This is a genomic window from Methanosarcina sp. 1.H.T.1A.1 (assembly GCF_000979295.1).
Lineage (GTDB): Archaea > Halobacteriota > Methanosarcinia > Methanosarcinales > Methanosarcinaceae > Methanosarcina.
In genome coordinates this window covers 22160-42183 of sequence record NZ_JJQY01000012.1, presented here as the reverse complement: position 1 = coordinate 42183, position 20024 = coordinate 22160, and the positions used below count along the sequence as shown (strand labels likewise).

The window sequence follows — 20024 nt, the reverse complement described above, 5'->3', positions numbered from 1 at the left end:
ACTTATGAGTGAGCTTGAAATTATCGAAGCGGCTCTTTTTGCTGCGGGCAGGGCAGTAAGCCTTGAAAAACTTATGAAAATTACCGGAAAGCCAAAAAAGAATGTCTTTTCGGCAGTGCAGGAGCTGATGGAGGCTTACTCTTCCCGGGGATCAGGCCTCGAAATTCTGGACCTTGGAGACCGCTACGTTATGCAGGTTAAGCCGGAGTACTCCGAACTTATGCGGGACGTTGCCCCAAAAGAACTATCAGCCCCCAAACTCCGGACCCTCTCTATGATTGCTTATCATCAGCCTCTGCTCCAGTCCGACCTGATCGAAATGAGGGGCAGTGGAGCCTATGATCATATAAAAGACCTGATTGAGAGAGGATTTGTTGAGTCTGTGCCCAGCGGGAGAAGCAGGCAGCTCTCTACAACCCCGCTGTTTGCAGATTATTTCGGGCTCAAAAGAAATGACCCTAAAGACATAAAGGAAAAAATCATTGAACTATTGAGGTTGCAGGGAGGGCAGAGTGAGATAAACCTCTGGATTGGGAAAAAGATCATTGCTGTGACTCCAATGTATGAGTCCCTTATGGGCATGTGCGGGATTAAAGACTATTTTGTTGCCAATGCTTACCGCCCTTCAAAGGAGGAAATTTCCCGCCTGCTTGAGGCTGATGTGCTTGTGGTCTCCGCCGGCTACCTTGATACCGTGAAGCAGCATTGCGATGGGGAAATCCTTGAGGTGCGTTCAACAACCTTTGAAGACCTTATCGAGGCAGTCTCTTTAATCTCTGAAGAACTTTCTGATGAGGTAGACCCCGAAACGGTGGAAAACACTCTTCGGAAGATCAGGGAGACGCGGGAAAAATACGTATCTTCGGCTTTCCTAATTGAGAGGAAGGTAAAACCTGCAACTGAGATGGTCTCAAGGATCGTAAACGACCTCAACATAAGGATTTCTACAGACGGCATCCTTGTTGCTCCGGATTACGGGACTTCACGCGAGGGAGTGAGCATAGGTAAAGGGGCAAATATTCTGATACCTACTCACCGCACTGTAGAGGGCGACCTTCTCGAGAGGGTCTGCAAAAAATATGATTCCATCCTTGAAGGCTTGAAAAACTTTGAAGAATGAGGCATCTCAAAGCCAATGCGGGTGCCACTTTCTCCTTTAATTTTTTTTAATTCACTGGCGCCCATAATTTAAGCTTTTCTGTTCCATTTATATTCTATATATATAGTATTTATATAGTATGCGAGGCATTTAACTATAGCTTTATATACTGGTTAGAGGATATTACTTTTGCTTTATATACTGAGGGTTGACTAATGAGCGAATCTAGCATTAAAATTGAAAACGTGGTCGCATCCACCAAACTCGCTGAAGAGTTTGATTTAATTGTGATCGAATCCGAGTTCGAAGGCGCCGAGTACAACAAGCAGAAGTTTCCAGGGCTCGTCTACAGGGTTTCTGACCCCAAAGCCGCTTTCCTGGTCTTTACTTCCGGAAAGGTTGTCTGCACAGGAGCAAAAAATGTCAATGACGTGCACACAGTTATTGGCAATATGGCAAAAAAGCTGAACGGTATAGGGATCCCGACAATCGAAAACCCGCAGATTACTGTCCAGAATATAGTTGCCTCCGCAGACCTGCACACTATCCTTAACCTCAATGCAATTGCAATCGGGCTTGGGCTTGAGAATATCGAATACGAACCCGAGCAGTTTCCGGGTCTTGTGTACAGGATCGATGTACCCAAGGTAGTTGTCCTTATCTTCAGTTCCGGAAAACTGGTAGTTACAGGCGGGAAATCCCCTGAAGACTGTGAGAGGGGTGTAGAAGTAGTCCGTCAACAGCTCGACAACATGGGGCTTTTATAAGAATCCTCATATTTTTTAATCTATTATATCCATTATATCCATTAAATCCATTAAATCCATTAAATCGGTCTCCGGTGGAAAGGATATGGATAGAATACTTATATAAAAACGGATTCTGCGATACGCGTAGAGGCTCCGGCAAAGGATATGTGTGAAACGTGAATAATGCAGATGTTTGCATCCTCATTCCTACCCTTAACGAAGTTGCAACGATAGGGGAGCTCATTAAAGATTTCAAGAAAGAAGGGTTTTCCAACATTCTGGTAATAGATGGAAACAGCAGGGACGGGACAGCGCAGATTGCAGAGGCAGAAGGCGCAAGAGTTGTCTTGCAGACTAAAAAGGGTAAGGGACAGGCAGTGATCCAGGCTTTCGAAATTATCGAGAGCCCTTATGTGGTAATGGTCGATGGAGATGGGACCTATCTTGCAAGAGAAGCTCCTTCTCTCCTTGAGCCTGTTCTGGAAGGAAAAGTTGACCATGTTATAGGTAGCCGGCTGGAAAATTATTCCCCGGGGGCTTTTACAAAGCTTAACCTTGTGGGCAACCGCCTGATTAATATGTTTTTTAACCTTGCTTACGGAGTACATTTAACAGACATTCTCTCAGGCTACCGTGCGTTTACTCTCGAGAGTGTGAGGGACCTTGAACTTAACAAGGCCGGCTTTGAAATAGAAACCGAAATCTCTGTGGAATGCATCCTGAAAAAACAGAGGGTTGAAGAAGTCCCGATTACTTACCTCCCCCGAAGTGAAAAAGGTGCAACCAAGCTAAACCCTGTAAAAGATGGAATCAGAATCGGATCTACCATTTACAGGCTTGCAAAAGTGCATAACCCTATGTTTTACTTCGGGGTTATAGGCTTTTTCTTTATTATGGCAGGTCTGTTTACGGGAACCTATGTGGTATTCCAGTGGCTTCAGGGAATCACCCGCATCCCTCTTTCGATTCTCACAACACTGTTTATTATATTCGGTCTTCAAATGTTCATTTTCGGGATGATCAGTGATCTTATAGTAACTCTCCACAGGCAAACAGTCAGCTTAATCCAGGAGAAAAATAAGCAGAGAAAATAATAAGAAATCTCTGTGTTTTCTGATCGCTGCACATTTTTTAAGCATTCTACAGGTCTTTTCCTGTACTTATTTTTTCTCCGGATCTACTTTTTCATCTCATTTTTCATCCTCATCTTTCATCCTCATTTTTCATCTCATTTTTCAAGTTTCTTCTACTATTACTCTCTCCTCAACTCAACTTTACTTGTTATCTACTCAAAACAACTTTTAATAATTCTCTATGATATACTTATTTTAATCCGATGCTATCTATTTTCGGCATCTCTCTACAGATAAGTAAAGTAAAGTTGATTAAGGTTAAAGTTAGTTTTTTAAATAGTGTTATATATAATTACTAGCCTTTTAGGATCTAACTCACAATCCCTTTACTTACTTATGAATCTTGCATGATGATCTTACAGATAAATGAAAGCTTGAGGTACTAAATATGACAATTGTGGAAGATGCACAAAAAGGAATTATCACTGAAGAGATGAAGATCGTTGCAAAGGACGAAGGACTTGACCCTGAATTTGTCCGCCGTGGCGTTGCAGCCGGAAGAATCGTTATTCCAACCTCTCCCTACAGACAGGTAAAGATTTGCGGTATTGGAGAAGGGCTCAGGACCAAGGTCAATGCCTCCATTGGTGTATCCTCAGACATTGTTGATCCAGAGATGGAAGTCCAAAAGGCAATCGCTGCAGAAAAAGCAGGCGCCGACACTCTCATGGAGCTCGGGACCGGTGGAGACTTCCTCGCAATCAGGAAAAAAGTCATTGACAGCATCTCCCTTTCAGTTGGTTCAGTGCCTCTTTACCAGGCTTTCATTGAAGCTGCAAGGAAGTACGGTTCAATCGTGCACATGACTGAAGACGAGCTCTTCAACGCAACCGAAGCCCAGGCAAAGCTCGGAACCAACTTCATGGCAATCCACACTGGTATCAACAACATTACCCTTGACAGGCTTAAAGCCCACGGCAGGTACGGCGGTCTCTGCTCCCGTGGCGGCGCCTTCATGAGCTCCTGGATGCTCCACAACGAAAAGGAAAACCCACTTTTCGCAAACTTCGACTACCTCGTTGAAATCCTCAAGGAACACGAAGTTGTCCTCTCCACCGGAAATGGAATGCGTGCAGGTGCAATCCACGACGCAACCGACCGCGCCCAGATCCAGGAATTGATTATCAACTCCGAGATGGCTGACAGGGCACACAAGCAGGGCCTGCAGGTCATTGTCGAAGGTCCTGGCCACGTCCCCCTCGACCAGATCGAAACCAACGTAAAGCTCATGAAGGAAATGAGCGGCCACAAGCCCTTCTACATGCTCGGTCCTCTCGTTACTGACATCGCCCCCGGCTACGACCACATCGTAACCGCAATCGGCGCATCCGTATCCGCATCATGCGGCTGTGACTTCCTCTGCTATGTGACTCCTGCAGAGCACCTTGCCCTCCCGAACCTCGAAGACGTCATAACCGGAGTCAAGACCTCCAGAATTGCAGCTCACGTCGGCGACATGATAAAGTACCCCGAAAGAGCAAGACAGTGGGACCTTGACATGGGCAGAGCAAGAAGAGAACTCGACTGGGAAAAGATGTACTCCCTTGCAATCGACCCCGAACACGCAAGAGCAGTCAGGACCAGCAGGGCACCCGAAGACACCGACGCATGCACAATGTGCGGCAACTACTGCGCCCTGAAGATCGTCAACCAGAGCTACAACCTCGCAAAATAAGCAAGTAGTCTCGCAAAAAAAGTAAGGCCTTTGGCCTTTACTTTCTTTTGTTTTCTTTTGTTTTTGTTTTTTCAGTTTTTGTTGTTTTTCAGTTTTTGTTGTTTTTCTATTTTTCTGTTTCTCTGTATTTTTTCCAGGTTTTTCTGTGAATTCCGGATTTATGCTTTTTCCGAAATTGACTCTGCAATTTTCAGCATTTCGTCTTTTTTCAGGGAGGTGGTAAGGCTCAGGTCAATATCCCTTATCTTCCAGCTCAGGATATTCATGTCCCCCAGTGTAAGGTACTTCCCTTCCATCCCGTTGATAGAAACCTCTTCAGCAGAATCCATTATTGGAGCTTCCTGGGCCTCGTTTTCGTATAAGGTTTCCGAAAGGAAAATGTAATCTCCCTCCTCGTTTTCGTATCTCAGAAAAACAGTCTCAGAGGCCTGCCCTTCAGGTGCTATCAAGCTGTTGTTGGAGACCGTAGAATAGTTGAAGGCATACCCTTCGGGGAGGTATTCCGGAACCAGGATTTCAAATCCCGCAGATTCTCTGGCTTCTTCGAGGGTCATTTCCTCGGGAATTAATGAGTCAAAATTCAAGGTCTTTACCGTTGCCCCTTCCGGGACCTCGAATACAAACTCGGAGTCCGGGATCCCCTGATTGATTTCCAGGTCGCGGATCTCCAGTTCCATCATCAGGTTTCCGCTGCTGTCATACATTTCATACCTCAGAGGCATCCATGTCTCTTTGTCCACCCAGAGTTTCATCCCGTCTACAAACAGGAGTCCCTCTCCTTCCTCCTTCGGGTTTGCCTCCAGCAAGTATGCGGGCCTTCCGTCGATTTCCTCCATACCAAGCAGAGATACATCCGTTTTGTTCAGGAACTCGCCAATAATTCCTGCGGAATCTAACTCCCCCAATATAGGGGTATCCGGCATTTCCATTTTCATGGCCGTATTTGTTTTCGGGTCATAGGTCCACATAAATTCCCCGTCCGAAACCACAATTGTTCCTGCTTCTTCTTCAGGTTTTATTATAACGGTTTTTGTCTTGTCTGGTTTCTTCTGCAGGGTCTGGATCTCACTTTCTCGTGTCTGATTTCCAATGTATGAGGTTATTTGCATCGTATACGAGTAATCCTGGATGCTGGCTTCTTTTTCCTGCATCTGTTCTGCGATTTCTTCCGCACTGAGTTCCCCGGTACAGCCCGATACAAAAAGGACCGGAACCAGCAGGATAAGTAATGTAAGTGTTGTAAATGCTTTCCTGTCTGTCATTTTCTTCACCACTCTATTTCCAGGTTTTCTGAATTCTTCCCATCCCGTTGAAAGTTGAATCCTATTCTTCCTCCCTATTTTCCACCGTTGCCCCTTCTCTTCAGGGGCAAAGACCTATGATGAAACCTGAGGCAATCTGCCTGTCCCCATCAGGGCCTGTCAGGTTTTCAGGAGGATAATATTTCCCGAACTCTCTGGTTTCTACCGTTGTTCCTTCCGGCACCTCAAATTCAAATTCGGAGTCCTGGATGCCCGCGTTGATTTTCAGGTCTCGTATTTCATATTTTACTGTCAGGTTTTCGCTGCTGTCATATGTCTCATACCGGAGAAGCGTCCCTGTCTCTTTATCTATCCAGAACTTTTCCCTATATCCTGGCTGGGTTCCCTCTTCTTCTCCATCTGCCTCTTTCTCTCCACCTTTTTCGTTATCTTCCTCTCTTTTTTCATCTTCTTTTTCTTCGGAGTTCTTTCCCAGCAGGTAGGCGGGCCTGCCGTCTATCTCTTCTGTCCCGAGAAGGGATACACCGCTGTCATTCAGGAGGCCTTCAATGAACCCGGTACCACTGTTTTCTCCAGACTCTTTCTCTGCAGATTCTTTTTCCTCGGATTCTTTTTCTCCGGGTCCGGAAGTTTCAGGCAGTTTTACTTTTATGGTGGTGTTTTTCCAGGGGTAATAGGTCCACATGTACTCTCCGTCCGAGACCTCTTCTTTTTCAGGTTCTTCTCCCGGTTTTTTTGTTAGAATTCTGTACATACTCGGTTTCTTGCACATGACCTCATATTCCCTTTCCAGGGCTTCCCCCTCAAAAAATAAGTTCAGGTGTATTGTACATGAGTAATCTTCGATATTGCCCTCTTTTTGCTGTATCTGTGCTGCAATTTCTTCTACTGTATGTCCATCCTCTTCTGTAAGTTCCTTTTCTACAGTGAGTTTCTCCCCGCAGCCCGAGGTAAATAGGGCAAGTGTCGTTGCGATAAGTACGATGATAAGTACGGGCAGTATTGTCTTTGTTTTCATTTTCTCCAACTTCCAGTTTTTTTATTTACGTTTCCCTTTTGTTTTCTGGATCTTTTTTCTGTTTTCAGGCCAGTACTTCAAATTTTAAAGTTTGTTTATGATAAATCTTTCGAAAAAATATTATAAAATACATGTCTTAATTGTGAAATTTCTGCCTATTTATTGGAGAATTTTACAGGTCCGGCATTGAATAGGCATTTCTACCATCAACGATAGAACTACCTGTAACCGGCAGGGGAAAATAGAAATGTATTACCACATAATTGAATCCCCAATTGGCCCAATACTTCTGGCAGGAGACGAAGAAGGCCTGAAATACGTAAATCTCCGAAAAGGCAAAAAGAAAATCGAAGTTCCGGATAGCTGGGTGGAAAATGAGGATTTTTTCAGGGAAATTTCAGGGCAGCTTGAAGCTTATTTTGCAGGGGAACTCAAATCCTTTGACGTAAAGCTGGCTCCCGAAGGCACGGAGTTTCAGAAATCCGTCTGGAAGGCGTTATGTGAAATTCCTTATGGGGAAACCCGGACTTACGGGGAGATTGCAAAAAGCATTGGAAATCCGAAGGCTTCCCAGGCTGTGGGGCTTTCAAACAATCGGAACCCGATTTCGATAATTGTGCCCTGCCACAGGGTCATCGGGGCAAACGGAAAACTTACGGGCTATGCAAGCGGGCTGGATGTCAAGGAATTTTTATTGAAACTTGAAGAAAACAATTTGAAATAAGAAAACACAAAGATTATACTTCATTTCTCTGTATATCCTGTTTAGCGATTTTAATCATTTCAGCTTTTTCTGGAAAGGCGGAATCTATGTTGAATTTCAGCCCCGCTGCTTATATCTCCGTTAACGGGGTTGAAACGTTTTCCGAGAGATTCTGCGATACGTTTATCCATAGACGAAGGTCTCTATAAGGCACGCTGATACCCTCTTCAAGTACATTCTTCTCGTCCTCATTGTAGAGAGAAAATCCAAGCGTCATATCCTTTCCCTCAAATGGGGGAGTTATGGTTACTGCTTTTTCCCAGGTCTCGTTGTCCCCGAGAGTTATATACTGCTGATCAGGGGGTAAAGGCAGAGCCGTGTTTTCAAGCTTAACTTCCATTGTATAATTGACTGGCTTCTGCTCATGGTTTACAATTCCCACTATTACAGTCCCGTTCTCTCCAAGTACGTAATCTGTTGGATAGTTTTCAGCCGTACCTTCAGGCCCCAGGATATAGAATTCGGTAAAAGGTTTCTGTAAAGATTCTGCCATCTGTTCGTCGTTCTTTTTTTCCTCGCACCCGGATGCAAGAAGAGCCAGGCTTATGAGAATCAGTATGAATAATATTTTTGTATGTTTCATTTTCTCCACGCTTTTTCTATTTCCCTCTATATTTTCCAATGTAGGACTGTATCTTCTCACATCTTAATATTATTTTTCAATCCGCCATAGTGTAAAATAGCAAAAAAGCCGAATAATATTCATGTCTGTCATCACCCTTACCACTGATTTTGGGGACCTCTACCCTGCAGCCATGAAAGCCGTGGTCCTGCGTATCAACCCCGACGCGAAAATCGTTGACATAACTCATTCGATCTCAAGGGCCGGTATCCGGGAAGGCGCTTTTGCCCTTTACTCCCTTGTCCCTTATTTTCCGGAAAAGACTGTTCATGTGGCAGTTGTCGACCCCGGGGTCGGGACTTTACGCCGCGCCCTTGCCATAAAAGCCGGAGAGGCTGGCCGTGAGCAGTTTTTTGTGGGGCCTGACAACGGGCTCCTGATCCCTGCAGCTCGCTGCCTGGGGGAGATGGAAGTGTATGAAATTACAAACAGGGACCTGCTGCTCAAATCCGGGATTTCCGCGACATTCCACGGCAGGGACATCTTTGCACCTGTGGGAGCCCACCTCTCAAAAGGTATGCCAATCGAGGGTGTCGGGCCTAGAGTCTCGGATTTTGTGGACCTTGATTTCGGATATTTTGGAGTTGACGGGCCTTTTCTTATGGGGAAAGTTGTTTTTGCTGACAGTTTCGGAAATGTGATTACGAATATCCCGGAAGATGCCATTCTGCAATTCTGCACTTTTGGCTCGAAGGTAGAAGTAAACGGCCGAAAAGTCCCCTTTGTCCGGAGTTATGGTTTTGTCGGACCGGAAGATGCACTTGCACTTATAGGCAGCCACGGTTTTCTGGAAATTGCGATAAACCAGGGAAGTGCTGCGCTTCAGTTCGGGCTCAGAGGCGGGGACCCCGTGGCAATTAAAATTTTATAAGTAGCCTCGCCTTCAGGCGGGTGAATATTTATAGAATATTCTTTATACAAACTGCCCGTTAAGTATGAAATTAACTGATGTAAAAACGTACAAACTGGAATTCTTTTTCTTTTCTATTCTGATTGTTCTGAGCTATGTCGCTCTTTCCGGAAATGATCCCGGAGCCAGGGCCGGAAGTATGAATAATTACTTCTGGATGCCCTCTGCAGTGATGCAGTCTATAGCTGCAGTATATGCCGTGTTTATTGCCATTTTTGCGCTGTCTCTGCAGAGGAACCAGGACAGCATCCATTCGATTGCAAACCGGTTAAAGCCTCCTCTGAAAATCGTATCCTACGCGGCTGCCGGGAGTATATATCTCAACGGGCTGATGCTTATCATTTTCAGCTTATATTCTCCCCCGGAAGCGAAGATAAAGCTCATGCTTTTCACTTCTCTGTTTTCATTAGTAGCCTCCCTTGTCGCCATCGTTTATCTGTCCCTTGAGATGTTAAGTGATGTTTCCGGGCTAAAAACTTCCTCCGAAAAATTTGCTCACCTTTCTAATCTCCTTCGGGAGCTTGAAGGCTGGGGCTCTTCAGGGCAAATGGAACTCAGTGCCGAGGATATGGAGTTCTGCATCCAGGCCCTTGAAGATGAAAAACCGGATGTCCGGATGGTTGCGGCTCAGCTTCTGGGCTTGTTGGGGGATGAACAGGTGGCAGATGCACTCTTAAGAAAATTGGCAGATAAAAACTCCCGGGTCAGGGAAGCTGCAGTTGAGGCTCTCGGTCGTGTTGGGGGTGAAAAAACCGTCGATGTGCTTGTTGAAAAGCTTGAAGATAAAGGTCCTGACTTCAGGCTGCATTCCATCCGGGCGCTTGCCAGGCTCGGAGATGAAAGGGCAGTTTACCCTCTTGCCAGAAGGTTGGACGATAAAGTCCTTGAGGTCAGGGTCGCTGCAGCCGAAGCTCTCGGAAACCTTGGAAGCCGGAACGCGGTAGATGCCCTTCTCAAAAAGCTGGAAGACCCTCAGATGGCAGGCACTCCCGCAGAACTTCAAAAACAGGTCCTTTCCGCTCTTGGAAAAATCGGGGATAAAAAAGCCCTGGAAGCCATTCTTTCCAGATTGGATTCCCCCTACCCGGACATTAGAATGCATGCCGCAGAAGCTCTTGGAAACCTGGGGGACGAGAGGGCGGTTTCCCACCTGGTCAAAAAACTGGCTGATCTCAGCCCTGAAGTAAGAAACGCTTCCGCATACGCCCTGGGAAAATTCGGAGACAAACGTGCGGTTGAGCCTCTCATCGGAATGCTTGAAGAACCCGACCCCGAGCTCAGGATTACTGCCGTATACGCGCTTGGAAACCTCAGAGCCCCGCAGGCTGTAAGTCCGCTTATCAAAATGCTGGATGACGATAACCCCTGGGTAATAAAGTGTGCCGCCGAAGCCCTCGGAAAAAGCGGAGATAAAAGAGTGATCGAAGTCCTCGTTAATAAACTAAATGACATGGACCCGGAGGTCAGGAGAGTTGCAGTCGGAGCCCTGGGAATTATTTCCGAATACAAAGATTTCAGGTGAAAAATGAGCAAAAGGACGAGAAATATTTGATAAGGAATTCCGGTTGTCCTGTTTTTCATTTCCCAAACTTATGCCCACACAGTTCTTTCTTCCTCTTGAGGGAGCGCAGCGACCGAAAAGGACACCGTCCTCCCGAGACGGGACTCGGGTTTCACATCCACTCGTAATGCATCAAAACTTCAGGATTGAAGCTCTGCATCAGGCTATTTTCAGTATACCCGAAAAAGAGGCAGCCCTCGCAATTCTGCACTATTTCTTTCCTGCGCTGTGTAGAATCTTCCCATACTTTTTCAAATCCGTCCTTCATAACGTTCCCGAGAGGTTCATGCTGTACCCGGCAGGTCTCGGCAGTCCCGTCATGCGTGACATTGATAATAATGCCGCTTGCCCTGCATCTGTAATCCATTTTTCCATCCCTTACCATTTTGAGGTAGGTTTTGGAGTTAATAATGGGGAAGCCCTCTTTTTTCAGCTCTATTATTCTGTTCACAACCCGGCGGAATTTTTCTTTGTCGCGGATTCCTATTTCGCTCCAGATCTCTTCGCTGATTCCGGGAAACTCGTGTACAGGCTCAAATGATATTTTTACACCCAGTTTTTTCGCAAGCAAAATAAGGGTTTCAATGTCGTCCAGATTTTTTCCTGTGAGTACGCAGTTCAGCAGGATTGGATTTTTCTGTTTCTGGTGTTTCCTTACCTCGATAGCCTTTTTTAAGCCTTTCAGCAGGGTTTCAAAATCCATTCTCCGGATTTCTTTATAGCTTTTTATCCCATCTACTGAAACCGAAAGGAAATCCACATCTTCAAGCTCTTCTACTCTTTCGTAGAGCAGCTTTCCGTTTGTGACCATGGATGTGACCATCCCGAGTCCCTTTGCGTGAGCCATTATCAGGGGCAGGTCCTTTCTGAGAAGGGGTTCAGTCGTCCAGGCATTATAAACTCCTATTCCGAATTTTTTCGCATCATCGAGCAGCTTGAAGACCTCTTCTCTTTTGGGTTCTTTTCCGGGCTCTTTCCAGTATTCACAGAACTTGCAGCTCATATTGCAGCTGGCATTTACGCCGTGAGAGATGACAAAAGGGCGCTTTTTAATCCTTATCTGCCAGAGGGCTTTTGAAGCCAGAATGGGGTCGAATCGGGACATAGAGATCTCTTTCTGTTTTTTACAATAGCAGTTTTTCCATTCAAGATTAATTCCTCTATTCATGAGCTTTTTTATTATAACTTTTTTGTAAGAGAAGCTGAATAGCAGGAGAACTAAAGAGATTAAAATGTTTAAGAGAAGGTAAGAAAATAATCACTTAATTGGCCAGAAACATAATCTTAAACGTTAGTATGGAAAAACAGCTCTGAGAAGTAACCTTAAAAATAGCTGAACATTGAATATCTGAACAGGGAAACAGTTAAGCCTTAACCAAATCCGAACTATGGGAATATTTATTAGAAATACTAATTCTTGTTTTCAAAACGATTATTTTTCAAAACGATTATTTTTTAAAACGATTATTTTTTAAAACCACTAAAAATACTTCTAAAGTTTTGAAATCCAAAAAAAAGAATGCCCGCCATGAGGCGAGCTATGGGTATTGAAATCACCCGAAGAGGGCGCCGAGACCGGCCATTCCGTCTTCTTCGGAGGTGTCTTCTTCTTCTGGTTCCTCAACAGCAGCTTCTGCTGCTGCAGGGGCTGCTGCTGCTGGAGCTGCTGCTGCTGCGGGGGCTGCGAATGCGGCCTTTGCGATTGCTTCTTCGATGTCCACGCCGTCAAGGGCTGCGACAAGGGCTTTTGCCCTGGCTTCGTTTACTTCTACACCAGCTGCCTGAAGAACGGCAGTGATTGCTTCTTCGGAAATTGCTTTACCTGCGTTGTGCAATAAGAGAGCTGCATATATATATTCCATCATTGATCACCTAATTTTCTATTATCGTAAATTGTAAATCGTAAATTTGTTTATCCGAAAAGGGCGCCGAGTCCGGCCATTCCGTCTTCTTCGGCATGGTCTTCTTCTTCCTCTTCAGGTTCTTCTTCCTTCTTTTCTTCTGCTGCTGCTGCCGGAGCTGCTGCTGCGGCTGCGCTTGCGGCTGCTCCGAGAACTTCCCTCAGATCTTCATCCACAGCAGCTGCGTCCTTATCTGCAGCTTCGGATGCAACAGAGGTCATCTGGACATGTGCTTTTGCCAGCAGGGCGTCCATGACTCCCGGTTCAAGGATAACAGCATTGACACCAAGGTTCTTTGATTCTGCATGTGCTTTTGCCAGCAGGGTGCCGATTGTTGCGCTTGTCGGGTATGCAGTGTTGACTGAGAGGTTGAAAGCATTCTGAACTGCACTGATAATGTCAGAGAAGTACTTGCCTTCATCAATTGCAAGGAGTTCCGGCCCGTAAATTGTCCCTTCATCGTAGGCGGCTCTCATGTCAAGCCCTACAATGAGTGGGAATATTTCCAGCTTTGCGAGCATGGTGGCAAGCTTCTGCGGGACTGCCTCGCCTGCTTTACAGACAACCTTAGTTTCCTTTATTGCTACTTTCCCGGCTTCTATTGAGGCGGGAATCCCTGCGCTCTGGAATTCACCCAGAATCGGACCAGGTGGGAAACTGGTGGGGCCCTTCTGGACAATTATATCCACAGGAGCTATTGCGCCTCCTTTTATTGGAGAAGGTGTCTTTGTCTGCTCAAGCAATTTGTAAAGCTTGAAGGGACTTTCATTGGTAAATACCAGAGCAGTCTGTTTGTCAAGGTATTTATTCATCTCGGGAATGGTTTCCCCGAGCTGGTTTAAAGCCCGCTCTGTGAGGGTGTTCCTGGAGACTTTGAGCACCGCAACGTCCTTAAGGTCCCGGCGAATCTTCTGGATCTTGGTTGCAAGAATGCCTTCGATCCCTACCATCCCGAAAACTTTGTGGGACTGGATGAGTTCCTTTATGTTTTCTATTTCATCCTTTTTCCACTGCGGGACGTGCTCGGTGTGATGCCTTTCTTCTGCCATTTACACCACCCTCTCTGATTTCCCCATGGTTGTCGTGACATAGACCGTTCTGAGGTTGTGCTTGCCCTTATCGAGGACACGCTCAAGCCTGGCCATAATAGTCTCAATATTCTCGGCAAGGTCATCAGGATTCATAGTCCTTCTGCCGACAGCCACGTGGAAGGTAAGTCTGTCTTTTGACCTGAGCTTGACTGCATTTTGCTTGCTCTGGATCAGTTCGCCTATATCCTTGTTCGGCATGAGTGGGATAGGCATCTTGCCTCTGGGTCCCAGAACAATACCAAGGTTCTTACCGATTATCGGCATGAACTGAGTTTCTGCAATAAAAAGGTCACATTCGTTTGCAAGAGTTCTGGCTCTGTTTTTGTCAGCTACCAGCTCTTCGAGCTCAACATCAGAAATAACATACGCAGCACCGGCAGCTTTTGCCTTCAGGCCAACGTCACCCTTTGCAAAAACACCGATCTTCAGCTCTTTTCCGAGCCCGTGCGGAAGAATTACTTCTTCATCGACTCTGTTCTTCGGTTGGTTCATGTCAAGGTTCTTTAAGTTAATCGCCAGATCCACGCTTTCCGAAAAATTGCGTTTTGGCGACTCCTCAATAACTTTCTTGACAGCTTCCAGTATAGTCTTTTCTACCATCTTGTTCCTCCCCGTAGTGTTTGAACTTAATGTCCAGACAGCCACTCCGGCTTACTACGGTGGTTGTAGGGGCTCCCATCCGGGTCTGTTACTCTTAACAGTAAGCCACCAATAACTTTCTCTAAGCTATTCCAGTAGAACACTGTTCAAGGCTCTTGTGCTATTAGTGGTATCCAATTTAAAACTATTGGTGTGTAGGCAGACCACGGATTAAAAGGTAAAGGGAGAAGAAGGTTTACCATTCCTCGCTTGCAAGCAAATCGTCAAATTTGCCTTCATCGAGTGCCTTCTGGCAGTCCTTAGCCTTCATTCCCTCTACGTTCACGCCCATAGGGACACAGGTGCCCATTACCTCTTTCATTGTGGCTTTGAGGTCATAAGCAAGCACGTCTTCCTTTTTCATACGGGCGATCTTTGCAACCTGCGGGATGGTGAGGTTTCCAACAACCTCGCTTCCTGCATTTCCTGACCCTTTCTGGATCCCCAGTTCTTTCATGACCAGGGATGCGGTCGGGGGAGTGCCTACCTCGATCTCGACGTTTTTCTTGTCGTCAACAATTATCTTCACAGGGACCTGCATTCCATTGTAGTCCCTTGTTTTTGCATTGATCTTTTCGACCACGTCTTTTATATTGACCCCGAGCGGACCAAGTGCCGGACCTAATGGTGGTCCGGGATTCGCTTTTCCTCCGGGGACAAGTGCTTCAACAATACTTGTCATCTGAGTCTCACCGGTTTTTATAGTATCAATTTTGTAGATTTATTTCAATCCACTCTGAGTACTGGTGATTTTTGTTTATTAATAAGCTGGAATGTTTCAGGCGTTTCCATCCGATTTCTGGCTTAGTCTTTCTCTTTTTTGAGTATTCTGACGGTGTCGCCGCGAATCGTGATGGGGATCGGAACCACAGCATCGAAGAGTTCCACAGTAATTTCCTCATGCCCTTCGTCAACCCTTTTAACCCGGGCTTTCTCTCCCTTGAAGGGTCCAGAGGTGACCTCAATTATAGCCCCTTCCTTGATTCCGGTCACTATTGGCTTGGGCTTAAGGAAATGCTCGATTTCAGCGATTGAAGAACTCCCTTTAACAATGGCTCTTGCATGTGGAATTGTCTGGATTGCCAGTTCCACGATTCCGGATGTGGGGGACTCGACAAGGACATATCCTTTGAGCTCATCAGGAGCCAGGATTGCTCTTATGTCCAGTCTCTCTTTCTTCGAAATCCTTGCAAGGGCTGTTGCAACTGACCTTTCCTGGTTTGCCGTGGTTTTGATTACGAATATCTGGGAATCCTCACTCATTGGGCCACCCACTGGGGCAACATTGTCAGCAGTACATAGATAATAAATCCTATTGCGCCCACAGCCAGTATGCCGGCACCTGCAACTTTGGCAATGGTCAAGAACTCTTCCCTGGACGGTTTTTTCGTAAGTTTCAGGACCCTCAGGTGTGCCCGGATTGCCTGACCAACGCTTTTTGTGGTTATTTTCGGTTCAAATGTGGATTCTGCCAATTAATTCACATCCAGGTTTTTATATACATCTTTATTTTTATCTGGAGTTTTACGCGCGGCTCTTCCCTTGTATGCTGCATCTCCGAAATTTGCTTTTATATCACAGAATATCGGATTTTATCTTTCAGGAAGGACGGGCGGATTATATTATTAATTCCTATTATATGAAGATATCACTGGCACGGTCTTTGTAACATCCAAAAATTTAGACGCAGGATTATTACTCACGTAAACCCCTTATCGTGTCAGTAAATATTTATTCATTTTTGATGCCGAATTGTATCGGCATCATACTGCATTTACCATAAAAATAGTTTTCGATTGGATTTATATTCCTACGTTCCTTCTTTTTCCTTTAAGAGGAGGAAAACAGTGTTTTTTCCAACCGAGCGTTTTAACCCATTTTACTGTTTCATTCCTGATCTGATCACTCTACGAAGTCAATTCCGTACTTATATGTAATGTTCTTATCGTTCCCGTGGCCGTAAATCTGGGCGGAGGTAACTCCTGTGACCACGATCATGGTACGTACTGTCTGTTCGAGGTCAGGATCGATCTGCGCACCCCAGATCAGGCGGGCATTGCTGTCTATGCGGCTGTAGACTTCCTGAACCACACTCTCGGCTTCCGAAATGGTCATGTCAGGGCCTCCAACCACGTTAACAAGAGCAGAGGTCGCACCTGATATGTCCACGTCAAGGAGCGGGCTGCGCAGAGCTTTCTGGACAGACTCGACAGCTTTGTTCTCGCCGTCTGCCTCTCCAAGCCCTATCATAGCAACGCCTCCGTTTTGCATCACAGTTCTGATATCTGCAAAGTCAAGGTTGACAAGTCCGGGCTTTGTAATCAGTTCGGTTATGCCCTTTACTGCTCTCATAAGGACTTCATCCGAGACTTTAAAGGCAGCCTGAAGCGGAAGTCTTGGGACCACTTCAATCAGCTTGTCGTTGGGGACAACGATAACTGTGTCGGCAACATCTCTCAGACGCTCGAGGCCGGCTTCAGCGTTTGTCCTCCTTACATGCCCTTCCACGCTGAACGGGAGGGTTACGACTGCAATCGTAAGGGCTCCTGCATCCCTGGCTGCCTCAGCCACTACAGGCGCGGATCCGGTTCCGGTTCCTCCTCCAAGGCCTGCGGTAATAAAAACCATATCTGAGCCCTGGACGATCTTGTTAATCTCATCAATACTCTCGATTGCAGCATCTTCTCCTATCTGGGGGAGACTGCCGGCTCCAAGTCCTCTAGTTTTCTTTCTCCCTATGAGAATTTTTTTGCCGGAGCGTATATGAAGAAGGTGCTGAGCGTCAGTGTTCAGAGAAACAAGGTCTGCTCCCTGGATACCTTCGCCCATCATGCGCTGGATGCTGTTTGAACCGCCGCCTCCGCAACCTACTACTTTGATAGTTGTTTTAAGGCTTCTCAGTATTTCTTCAAGTTCAGCATCCACTTCTAAATTTTCATTAGAGTAATCTGGATTTGAGTACTCTCCCTGCCCGGCGCGTCCTTCCAGGGCAGATCGAGCAAGGGCTTCTTCCACAATGGACCTCATACTACTGTTTTCCTCCATTCTGCTGGGATGATCATTTAACGGATTGTATTAGAAACAAGTATACTACAACAAGGAACAAATTATTTTAACCATCACATATACAGTTTCCAATTTAATAGTTTTCCTTTTCCAGTTTTTGAATTTACACTGTATATACTTAATAATTTTATTAATGTTACTCTATTTTCCTGTTTGATTTTATATTCCTTGCTCTTCGGGATTATCTGGTCTGTTTCTCTTTTCTGCCCGCACTTCTTTAATTTATTTGTCTCAAATGTATATTTTTTTATTTTGTATAATTTTTGAGGCTGGTTCCTCTATTTTTATCTTTCCCTTTTTTCCTGATTTTTTTCCCTGTTTCCCCTTAATCTCATATCCCGCCCGGAGCTTATTTCTGCTAAATCTTCTGCTCAGGGCTCTGCTCAAGATTCTGGTGGTTCTCTGCCCGGATCTTCTCCTGGAGTCCGACAAAAACGTTTATGTTTTCAATTATGCTTTTCCTCTTGATTCCCCAAAGATGATACCTGTTGCAATTAGATGGGCAACTCTGAGAGGCTCCGGAATATTACTTCTTATTGAAGTGAGGCGGACTATCTTTTCTGCGCTTTTTATCCCTATTCCGGCTTTCTGAATATAAGTCGGAGTTCCGTTTTTTTTCGTTATCAACTTTTCTATTTTGCCGGCTTTTTTTATTATGTCCCAGCGCACATCTCCATCGGAGAAATGCCTGAGGGCAGATCGGATCTTTTCAAAATCCGGGTAGGAACGCATGATTACAATAACAGGAAGTCCTGTCTCTCTGTAAAGTTCCTCTATATCAACAACATTAAAGCCTCCGTAAGTGATTCCATCAAGCATGATAATTCTGAGCTGGCCGTAATGCCTGCTATTCTTTATCATCGTGCTTATCACCTCGGTAGCATCAAGTCCGTCTCTGGTGATCTCCGAGCGCAGGACTCCGTCTATCCAGTCTCCTCCTCTAAAAACAGTTCCTACTATCATTACCCTTTCATTAAGAAGCGCAGAGTCGTCTATGCCCAGAATTCGGATTTCGGGTTTGATGTGAAAATCTGAACTCACAGGTATCTTTATGTCTGAATTACAAAAATAGTTTACCGGTTCCCCATGACGCCACTCCCAGCAGAAATCAACGGGAAACAGGAATTTTCCGGTAAAAATGGGACACCCTTAAAAGGTCTTTTGTGACTCCCTGTTTTTTTACACGAACATTGTCGTCTCAGGAGGGCTGCTAGGCATCATTTTTTGCGTATCTGCAGCCACAGATACCTTATCCACTGCTTCGAGGAAATCTTCCATTTCAACGAGTTCCTTATCTTTTCTGACCGCGAACATGCCTGCTTCAGTGGCAATTGCCTTCAGATCTGCTCCGCTCATCCCTTCGGTAGCTTTTGCGAGCTTTTTAAAGTCGATTTCTCCCGCAAGAGTCATCCTTTCACAATGGATTTCGAGGATTTTTCCTCTGGCTTCTACTCCGGGCATCGGAACATGGACAAGCCTATCAAAACGGCCTGGCCTGAGAATTGCAGGGTCAAGGACATCCGGCCGGTTTGTTGCTGCAATGATCCGAATGTTCTTTCTCTTGTCAAAGCCATCCATTTCTGCAAGAAGCTGCATCAAAGTTCTCTGAACTTCTCTGTCTGCGCCAGTCGTCTCGTTTAAACGCCTTGCAGCTATCGAATCCAATTCATCGATAAAGATGATACTGGGAGCTTTTTTCCGTGCCATCTCGAAGATTTCCCTTACCAGTTTGGAGCCGTCCCCAATGTATTTCTGTACAAGTTCAGAACCCACAACTCTGATAAATGTCGCATTGGTTCTATGGGCTACGGCTTTTGCAAGCAGGGTTTTTCCCGTGCCCGGAAGCCCGTAGAGTAGTACTCCTTTCGGGGGCTCAATCCCTATCCGGTCAAAGCGTTCAGGCTCAATTAGCGGAAGTTCTACTGCTTCCTGAAGTTCCTGAATCTGCTCCTCGAGACCGCCTATCTGATCATAATCCACTTCAACACTTTCGATAACCTCCATTGCGGCAACAAAAGGTTCTTCTGTGGAAGGGATAACCTCTGCAATGGCAAGTGTATGCTGGTTCAAGGCAACCTTTGCCCCTGGCAGCAGTTTTTTCTCGTCAATATATTGTGAGACGTTAACCAGAAACTGAGGCCCGTTACTGCTACGGACAATTATACGATCATTCTTGATCACATCAATAACCGTACCAATGATCAACGGAGAGGTCTTCATGCGATCAAGCTCTGACTGAAGCTTTCGTATTTCTCTCTCATACTTGATCTTCTGGTTCTCTAAATAGCGTTTTTCGGACTCTATCTGGCTACACTGCTCTTCCAGAAAACTGTTGCGGCTTTCAAGTTGCCTCACTCGGTCCTGGACGCTTTCAGTTGACTCCCCCAGCTCTCCAGGCTCGATTCCGTCATACACAGATCCGGACTTCACAAGGTGACTGCGCATGCTTTCATCCTTACTTTTGGTACTTTCCGTCATGGAGCTCCGAATATTATTTAAGTTCATACCGTATATAGCGTTTTCGAAGTGATCAAC

The 20024-nt window shown here is 45.6% G+C and carries 21 protein-coding genes; 7 read left to right on the top strand and 14 right to left on the bottom strand.

Annotated features, from left to right (window positions below):
- Positions 1–4: 4 nt before the first annotated feature.
- The 4 genes from scpB (at position 5) to thiC (ending at position 4656) form a co-directional block, all read left to right on the top strand.
- Entirely contained in the window at positions 5–1120 is a 1116-nt protein-coding gene (scpB, locus tag EO95_RS01775; protein WP_048131569.1) for an SMC-Scp complex subunit ScpB, read from the top strand.
- Between the two features lie 194 nt (positions 1121–1314).
- Complete coding sequence (locus EO95_RS01770) at positions 1315–1866, top strand: TATA-box-binding protein (RefSeq protein ID WP_048131567.1); 552 nt, start codon at positions 1315–1317, stop codon at positions 1864–1866.
- Between the two features lie 158 nt (positions 1867–2024).
- Positions 2025–2942: an S-layer glycoprotein N-glycosyltransferase AglJ gene (gene aglJ, locus EO95_RS01765; protein WP_048131564.1), complete on the top strand. Its 918-nt coding sequence runs from the start codon at positions 2025–2027 to the stop codon at positions 2940–2942.
- 427 nt (positions 2943–3369) lie between these two features.
- Positions 3370–4656, top strand: a complete 1287-nt coding sequence (thiC, locus tag EO95_RS01760; RefSeq protein ID WP_048131560.1) for a phosphomethylpyrimidine synthase ThiC — start codon at positions 3370–3372, stop codon at positions 4654–4656.
- A 158-nt stretch (positions 4657–4814) separates the two neighbouring features.
- On the opposite strand, the gene EO95_RS01755 is transcribed toward thiC, so the two are convergent.
- Complete coding sequence (locus tag EO95_RS01755) at positions 4815–5918, bottom strand: outer membrane lipoprotein-sorting protein (RefSeq protein ID WP_048131631.1); 1104 nt, start codon at positions 5916–5918, stop codon at positions 4815–4817.
- A gap of 100 nt (positions 5919–6018) precedes the next feature.
- Positions 6019–6936: an outer membrane lipoprotein carrier protein LolA gene (locus EO95_RS01750; RefSeq protein WP_048131558.1), complete on the bottom strand. Its 918-nt coding sequence runs from the start codon at positions 6934–6936 to the stop codon at positions 6019–6021.
- Positions 6937–7183: 247 nt separating this feature from the next.
- Here EO95_RS01750 and EO95_RS01745 point away from each other — a divergent pair, with 247 nt between their 5' ends.
- Positions 7184–7660, top strand: coding sequence for a methylated-DNA--[protein]-cysteine S-methyltransferase (locus EO95_RS01745; protein ID WP_048131556.1), 477 nt, complete (start codon positions 7184–7186; stop codon positions 7658–7660).
- A 109-nt stretch (positions 7661–7769) separates the two neighbouring features.
- On the opposite strand, the gene EO95_RS01740 is transcribed toward EO95_RS01745, so the two are convergent.
- Complete coding sequence (locus EO95_RS01740; RefSeq protein WP_048131629.1) at positions 7770–8282, bottom strand: DUF1616 domain-containing protein; 513 nt, start codon at positions 8280–8282, stop codon at positions 7770–7772.
- A 121-nt stretch (positions 8283–8403) separates the two neighbouring features.
- On the opposite strand from EO95_RS01740, the gene EO95_RS01735 reads away from it, so the two are divergent.
- Positions 8404–9192 (top strand): S-adenosyl-l-methionine hydroxide adenosyltransferase family protein, encoded by a 789-nt coding sequence (locus EO95_RS01735; RefSeq protein WP_048131555.1) that lies wholly within the window; start codon positions 8404–8406, stop codon positions 9190–9192.
- A gap of 64 nt (positions 9193–9256) precedes the next feature.
- Complete coding sequence (locus EO95_RS16630; RefSeq protein WP_052733456.1) at positions 9257–10753, top strand: HEAT repeat domain-containing protein; 1497 nt, start codon at positions 9257–9259, stop codon at positions 10751–10753.
- A gap of 151 nt (positions 10754–10904) precedes the next feature.
- Here the strand turns inward: EO95_RS16630 and EO95_RS01725 are convergent, their stop codons facing one another.
- From EO95_RS01725 to EO95_RS01680, 11 genes are all read right to left on the bottom strand, one after another.
- Positions 10905–11897 carry a radical SAM protein gene (locus EO95_RS01725; RefSeq protein ID WP_200894978.1) on the bottom strand — a complete coding sequence of 331 codons (993 nt, stop codon included), beginning with the start codon at positions 11895–11897 and terminating at the stop codon, positions 10905–10907.
- A gap of 448 nt (positions 11898–12345) precedes the next feature.
- On the bottom strand, positions 12346–12654 hold the full coding sequence (gene rpl12p / locus EO95_RS01720) for a 50S ribosomal protein P1 (RefSeq protein ID WP_048131553.1): 309 nt from the start codon (positions 12652–12654) through the stop codon (positions 12346–12348).
- 50 nt (positions 12655–12704) lie between these two features.
- A complete protein-coding gene (locus EO95_RS01715; RefSeq protein ID WP_048131552.1) occupies positions 12705–13742 on the bottom strand; it encodes a 50S ribosomal protein L10 in 1038 nt (345 codons plus the stop codon).
- Positions 13743–14384, bottom strand: coding sequence for a 50S ribosomal protein L1 (locus tag EO95_RS01710; protein WP_048131550.1), 642 nt, complete (start codon positions 14382–14384; stop codon positions 13743–13745).
- Between the two features lie 235 nt (positions 14385–14619).
- Positions 14620–15105: a 50S ribosomal protein L11 gene (locus EO95_RS01705; protein WP_048131549.1), complete on the bottom strand. Its 486-nt coding sequence runs from the start codon at positions 15103–15105 to the stop codon at positions 14620–14622.
- A gap of 122 nt (positions 15106–15227) precedes the next feature.
- Positions 15228–15686, bottom strand: a complete 459-nt coding sequence (locus EO95_RS01700; protein WP_048131548.1) for a transcription elongation factor Spt5 — start codon at positions 15684–15686, stop codon at positions 15228–15230.
- Entirely contained in the window at positions 15683–15898 is a 216-nt protein-coding gene (locus tag EO95_RS01695) for a protein translocase SEC61 complex subunit gamma (RefSeq protein ID WP_048131547.1), read from the bottom strand. Before EO95_RS01695 ends, EO95_RS01700 begins: the two co-directional genes overlap by 4 nt.
- 427 nt (positions 15899–16325) lie before the next feature.
- Entirely contained in the window at positions 16326–17450 is a 1125-nt protein-coding gene (ftsZ, locus tag EO95_RS01690; RefSeq protein ID WP_048131542.1) for a cell division protein FtsZ, read from the bottom strand.
- 270 nt (positions 17451–17720) lie between these two features.
- Entirely contained in the window at positions 17721–17876 is a 156-nt protein-coding gene (locus EO95_RS17395; protein ID WP_156161199.1) for a hypothetical protein, read from the bottom strand.
- A 63-nt stretch (positions 17877–17939) separates the two neighbouring features.
- Positions 17940–18530, bottom strand: coding sequence for a DUF99 family protein (locus EO95_RS01685; RefSeq protein ID WP_048131540.1), 591 nt, complete (start codon positions 18528–18530; stop codon positions 17940–17942).
- 138 nt (positions 18531–18668) lie between these two features.
- On the bottom strand, positions 18669–19994 hold the full coding sequence (locus EO95_RS01680) for a proteasome-activating nucleotidase (RefSeq protein WP_394297337.1): 1326 nt from the start codon (positions 19992–19994) through the stop codon (positions 18669–18671).
- Positions 19995–20024: the final 30 nt, after the last annotated feature.

Excerpts from the sequence above, each read along its gene's own strand:
- scpB (WP_048131569.1), top strand. The coding sequence starts at position 5 with ATGAGTGAGCTTGAAATTATCGAAGCGGCTCTTTTTGCTGCGGGCAGG.
- EO95_RS01770 (WP_048131567.1), top strand. The coding sequence starts at position 1,315 with ATGAGCGAATCTAGCATTAAAATTGAAAACGTGGTCGCATCCACCAAA.
- thiC (WP_048131560.1), top strand. The coding sequence starts at position 3,370 with ATGACAATTGTGGAAGATGCACAAAAAGGAATTATCACTGAAGAGATG.
- EO95_RS01755 (WP_048131631.1), bottom strand. The coding sequence starts at position 5,918 with ATGACAGACAGGAAAGCATTTACAACACTTACATTACTTATCCTGCTG.
- EO95_RS01750 (WP_048131558.1), bottom strand. The coding sequence starts at position 6,936 with ATGAAAACAAAGACAATACTGCCCGTACTTATCATCGTACTTATCGCA.
- EO95_RS01745 (WP_048131556.1), top strand. The coding sequence starts at position 7,184 with ATGTATTACCACATAATTGAATCCCCAATTGGCCCAATACTTCTGGCA.
- EO95_RS01740 (WP_048131629.1), bottom strand. The coding sequence starts at position 8,282 with ATGAAACATACAAAAATATTATTCATACTGATTCTCATAAGCCTGGCT.
- EO95_RS01735 (WP_048131555.1), top strand. The coding sequence starts at position 8,404 with ATGTCTGTCATCACCCTTACCACTGATTTTGGGGACCTCTACCCTGCA.
- EO95_RS16630 (WP_052733456.1), top strand. The coding sequence starts at position 9,257 with ATGAAATTAACTGATGTAAAAACGTACAAACTGGAATTCTTTTTCTTT.
- EO95_RS01725 (WP_200894978.1), bottom strand. The coding sequence starts at position 11,897 with ATGTCCCGATTCGACCCCATTCTGGCTTCAAAAGCCCTCTGGCAGATA.
- rpl12p (WP_048131553.1), bottom strand. The coding sequence starts at position 12,654 with ATGGAATATATATATGCAGCTCTCTTATTGCACAACGCAGGTAAAGCA.
- EO95_RS01715 (WP_048131552.1), bottom strand. The coding sequence starts at position 13,742 with ATGGCAGAAGAAAGGCATCACACCGAGCACGTCCCGCAGTGGAAAAAG.
- EO95_RS01710 (WP_048131550.1), bottom strand. The coding sequence starts at position 14,384 with ATGGTAGAAAAGACTATACTGGAAGCTGTCAAGAAAGTTATTGAGGAG.
- EO95_RS01705 (WP_048131549.1), bottom strand. The coding sequence starts at position 15,105 with ATGACAAGTATTGTTGAAGCACTTGTCCCCGGAGGAAAAGCGAATCCC.
- EO95_RS01700 (WP_048131548.1), bottom strand. The coding sequence starts at position 15,686 with ATGAGTGAGGATTCCCAGATATTCGTAATCAAAACCACGGCAAACCAG.
- ftsZ (WP_048131542.1), bottom strand. The coding sequence starts at position 17,450 with ATGAGGTCCATTGTGGAAGAAGCCCTTGCTCGATCTGCCCTGGAAGGA.
- EO95_RS01680 (WP_394297337.1), bottom strand. The coding sequence starts at position 19,994 with ATGAACTTAAATAATATTCGGAGCTCCATGACGGAAAGTACCAAAAGT.